At 71.4% G+C, this 4,180-nt stretch carries 4 protein-coding genes; all 4 read right to left on the bottom strand.

Features of this window, described 5'->3' with window-relative positions:
• Positions 1-37: 37 nt before the first annotated feature.
• The 4 genes from ACFU6K_RS32790 to tsf all read right to left on the bottom strand — a co-directional run bounded on the left by ACFU6K_RS32790 (position 38) and on the right by tsf (position 4,073).
• Complete coding sequence (locus tag ACFU6K_RS32790; RefSeq protein ID WP_380669255.1) at positions 38-1,267, bottom strand: phosphatidate cytidylyltransferase; 1,230 nt, start codon at positions 1,265-1,267, stop codon at positions 38-40.
• 284 nt (positions 1,268-1,551) lie between these two features.
• On the bottom strand, positions 1,552-2,109 hold the full coding sequence (gene frr / locus ACFU6K_RS32785; RefSeq protein WP_049657639.1) for a ribosome recycling factor: 558 nt from the start codon (positions 2,107-2,109) through the stop codon (positions 1,552-1,554).
• A 98-nt stretch (positions 2,110-2,207) separates the two neighbouring features.
• Positions 2,208-2,972: a UMP kinase gene (pyrH, locus tag ACFU6K_RS32780; protein ID WP_363624867.1), complete on the bottom strand. Its 765-nt coding sequence runs from the start codon at positions 2,970-2,972 to the stop codon at positions 2,208-2,210.
• A 261-nt stretch (positions 2,973-3,233) separates the two neighbouring features.
• Complete coding sequence (tsf, locus tag ACFU6K_RS32775; protein ID WP_074001524.1) at positions 3,234-4,073, bottom strand: translation elongation factor Ts; 840 nt, start codon at positions 4,071-4,073, stop codon at positions 3,234-3,236.
• Between the last annotated feature and the right edge of the window lie 107 nt (positions 4,074-4,180).

The following is a 4,180-nucleotide window of genomic DNA, read 5'->3' as shown; positions in this document are numbered from 1 at the left end:
TCCGGGGCCCTCACCTGGTACGTCCCGCCCGTGCGGATCAGCTCCCGACGAAGGCCGCCAGCAGCAGCCAGACCACCGGGGCGGTCGGCAGGAGCGAGTCCAGCCGGTCCATGATGCCGCCGTGGCCGGGCAGCAGCGTGCCCATGTCCTTGATCCCGAGGTCGCGCTTGATCATCGACTCGCCCAGGTCGCCCAGGGTCGCGGTGACCGCCGCACAGCCGCCCAGGATCAGGCCCTGCCACCAGCTGCCGCCGTCGATGATCAGCTGCATCAGCAGCGCGCCCGCCAGCATCGACAGGCCGATGCCGCCGGCCAGGCCCTCGCGGGTCTTGCCCGGGCTGATCGTCGGGGCCAGCTTGGTCTTCCCGAACTTGTAGCCCACCGCGTAGGCGCCGGTGTCGCTGCAGATCGTCACGATCAGGAAGAGCACGATCCGCTGGGGGCCGTCGTCGGCCGCCAGCATCATCGCCACGAAGGTGGCCAGGAACGGCACGTAGAAGGCCGTGAACACGCCTGCCGTTATGTCCCGCAGGTAGTCCTCCGGCGGCTCGGCCATCCGCCAGACCATCACCGCCAGCCCGGTCAGCGCGAGCGAGGCGGCGGCCCACTGGATGCCGGACCAGTAGCCGGTGGCGACCATCGCGATGCCGCCCACGACCAGCGGGACCAGCGGCGCCTTGATCTGCTTGCGCTCGGCGAGCCGGCTGGTCAGCTCCCAGACGCCGACCGCGACCGCGGCCATCACGACGACCAGGAACAGCGCCTTCACCACGAACAGCGAGGCGATGATCACCGCACCGAGGCCGACACCCACGCCTATGGCGGCCTGGAGATTACGGCCACCGCGCTGCTTGCGCGGCTGCGGCTGCGGGGCGGGCTGGGCGGCCACGGGTGTCTCCTGCCCTGGGAGGGACGACGGCACGAAGCGGGGCTGCCCGGCCGCCAGGTGGTTCGCCGGCGGCGCGGGATGCACCGGTGCCCCCGGGTGCGGCGGGATGCCGTGACCGGGGGCGGGAGCGGGAGTGGCGTCGTCGGATATCGCGCGCAGCACGACCGTCTCCGTGACGCCCGGCGGCGCCGGCTCGGGCTGTTCGTCCCGGAACAGCGGGCCGCTCAGCCGACCGGCCCCCCGGGCCTGCCCCTCGGCGGGGTCGGCCGGGCCGCCGGCGGCGGGACGCCCGTGGGCCGCGGGCCGGCCGCGGGCGGCCGACCGACCGGGGTCGGGCGTGCCCGGCGGCGGGCCGGGCTCGGCCGGTACGGGAGGCATGACCTGAGTCTCCTCCGCGTCGCCGCCCCAGTACACCGGAGGCTGCTGCGGCTGATCCGAACGGAGGCCCGGCGCTCCCGGGGGGACGCCCGGCGTGCCCGGGGGCACGGCGTGGCCGCCCGGGTGGCCGGGATGTCCCTGGGCCGGCGCCGCCGGCCGCGCGCCGTACCCCGGCGCCGGGTGGGCCGGGACAGGGGCGGCCTGCGGGTGCGGCGCCGGGCGGTAGGGCTGGAACTGCTGGTCGGACGGGCCCCAGTAGCCGGGGGCGTCAGGGGCGTCGTTCATCAGACCTCGAGCAGCTCGGCTTCCTTGTGCTTCAGCAGCTCGTCGACCTGGGCCACGTACTTGGCCGTGGTGTCGTCGAGCTCCTTCTCGCCGCGGCGGCCGTCGTCCTCGCCGACCTCGCCGTCCTTCACCAGCTTGTCGATCGCGTCCTTGGCCTTGCGGCGCACGGCGCGGATCGAGACCTTGGCGTCCTCGCCCTTGGTGCGGGCGATCTTGATGAACTCCCGGCGGCGCTCCTCGGTCAGCTCGGGCAGCACCACGCGGATGATCGAGCCGTCGTTGGACGGGTTGACGCCCAGGTCGGAGTCGCGGATCGCCTGCTCGATGGCCTTCAGCGCGGTCTTGTCGAACGGCGAGACGACCGCCATCCGCGGCTCCGGCACCGAGAAGGAGGCCAGCTGGTTGATCGGCGTCACGGCGCCGTAGTACTCCGCGACGATCTTGGCGAACATCGCCGGGTGCGCGCGGCCGGTGCGGATGGCCGCGAGGTCGTCCTTGGCGACGCTGACGGCCTTCTCCATCTTCTCCTCGGCCTCGAGGAGGGTCTCTTCGATCACTGTGGTCTCCCTGTCCGGTTCATCTGCTGTTGTCCCGACCGGTGTCGGCGCGGCGGCCGGTCACGGCGCCGCCGCCGTCCCGTACGGCTGGTTGCTGCTCAGGCCCGGACAGAATCCTGGCTGATGAGTGTGCCGATCTTCTCACTCTTCACCGCACGCGCGATATTGCCCTCCGCCAGCAGCTCGAAGACCAGCATCGGCAGGTTGTTGTCCTTGCACAGCGTGATCGCGGTGAGGTCGGCGACCTTGAGGTCGCGCGCGATGACCTCGGAGTACTCCAGCGCGTCGAACTTGACCGCGTCCGGGTTGGTGCGGGGGTCGGAGTCGTAGACGCCGTCCACGCCGTTCTTGCCCATCAGCAGGACGTCGGCGTGGATCTCCAGGGCGCGCTGGACGGCCGTGGTGTCGGTGGAGAAGTACGGCATGCCCATACCGGCGCCGAAGATCACCACGCGGCCCTTCTCCAGGTGCCGGACGGCCCGCAGCGGCAGGTACGGCTCGGCGACCTGGCCCATGGTGATGGCGGTCTGGACCCGGGTCTCGATGCCTTCCTTGACCAGGAAGTCCTGCAGCGCCAGGCAGTTCATGACGGTGCCGAGCATGCCCATGTAGTCGGAGCGGGCCCGGTCCATGCCGCGGACCTGGAGCTCGGCGCCCCGGAAGAAGTTGCCGCCGCCGATGACCACCGCGACCTCGGTACCGGCGCGGACGACGGTGGCGATCTCCCGGGCGATCGCGTGCACGACGTCCGGGTCGACGCCGAGCCCGCCGCCACCGGCGAAGGCTTCACCGGACAGCTTGAGCAGCACCCGGCGGCGCGAGCCGACCTTGGGGTCCTGCGCGGTCTCCTGCGTCTCCTGCATGGACTTCTCCTTTTTGCACCTACTGGTCACAGACGCGGGTGTGCGGATGCCCGGCCTGCGCGTACACGCGAGGAGGCCACTGCCGCGGGAACCGGTTCGGTGTCCTGCACGGCAATGGCCTCCTCGTCGTTCATGGTGCCGACGCGAGCCCGCCCGTTGGCGGTAGGCGCGGGGTGAGCCCGTTCGGCGTTCCTCCCGCCCCGGTCAGCGGGCGGGGGCGGTTCCCAGCGTAAGGGGGCCGGGGACCAGGTGGAACGTGGCTCAGGCGCCGACGCGGAAGCGGGCGAAGCGCTTGAGGGCGACGCCGTTCTCCTCGAGGACCTTGGCGACGGTCTTCTTGTTGTCCTTCGCGAAGGCCTGCTCCAGGACGGAGTTCTCCTTCACGAAGCCGGTGACGCGGCCCTCGACGATCTTCGACAGGGCGGCCTCCGGCTTGCCCTCCTCGCGGGCGGTGGCCTCGGCGACGCGGCGCTCGTTCTCGAGCTCCTCGGCCGGGATCTCCTCGCGGGACAGGTACTTCGGCGCGAAGGCGGCGATGTGCTGCGCGACGTCCTTGGCGACCTCGGCGTTCTCCTTGTCCAGCTCGACCAGGACGCCGACGGCCGGCGGCAGGTCGGGGCTGGTCTTGTGGAGGTAGACCGCGACGAAGCCGTCACCGTCGAACTGGGCGAAGCGACGGAAGACGATCTTCTCGCCCAGGGTCGCGTTGGCCTCGTCGACGAACTGCTGGACGGTCTTGCCGGCCTCGATCTCGGAAGCCAGGGCGGCGTCCAGGTCGGCCGGGGCGGTCTTCGCGACGTGGGCGGCGATGGCGTCGGCGACCTGGACGAAGTTGTCACCCTTGGCGACGAAGTCCGTCTCGCAGTTCAGCTCGACCAGAACGCCGGACTTCTTGTCCTCGGCGATCAGCGCGGCGACGGCGCCGTTGGAGGCGTCACGGCCCTCGCGCTTGGCAACGCCCTTCTGGCCCTTGATGCGCAGGAGCTCGACGGCCTTCTCGACGTTGCCCTCGGCCTCGTCCAGGGCCTTCTTGCAGTCCATCATGCCGGCGCCGGTGAGCTCACGGAGCTTCTTGACGTCCGCGGCGGTGAAGTTCGCCATGGTGTGAATCTCTTCTCGCGTCTCGCGTGTCTGCGTGGGGATGCGCCGGGACCATGGGACCGGTCCCGGCGCGGGAGAGAGGGGCACCTGCCGGCTTCGTACCGGCC

This window comes from Kitasatospora sp. NPDC057512 (assembly GCF_042802135.1).
GTDB lineage: Bacteria > Actinomycetota > Actinomycetes > Streptomycetales > Streptomycetaceae > Kitasatospora.
This window is presented reverse-complemented; position numbering and strand designations above follow the sequence as displayed.

What these genes read in the sequence shown, in the direction of transcription:
- ACFU6K_RS32790 (WP_380669255.1), bottom strand. Translation starts at nt 1,267, where the DNA reads ATGCCTCCCGTACCGGCCGAGCCCGGCCCGCCGCCGGGCACGCCCGAC.
- pyrH (WP_363624867.1), bottom strand. Translation starts at nt 2,972, where the DNA reads ATGCAGGAGACGCAGGAGACCGCGCAGGACCCCAAGGTCGGCTCGCGC.
- tsf (WP_074001524.1), bottom strand. Translation starts at nt 4,073, where the DNA reads ATGGCGAACTTCACCGCCGCGGACGTCAAGAAGCTCCGTGAGCTCACC.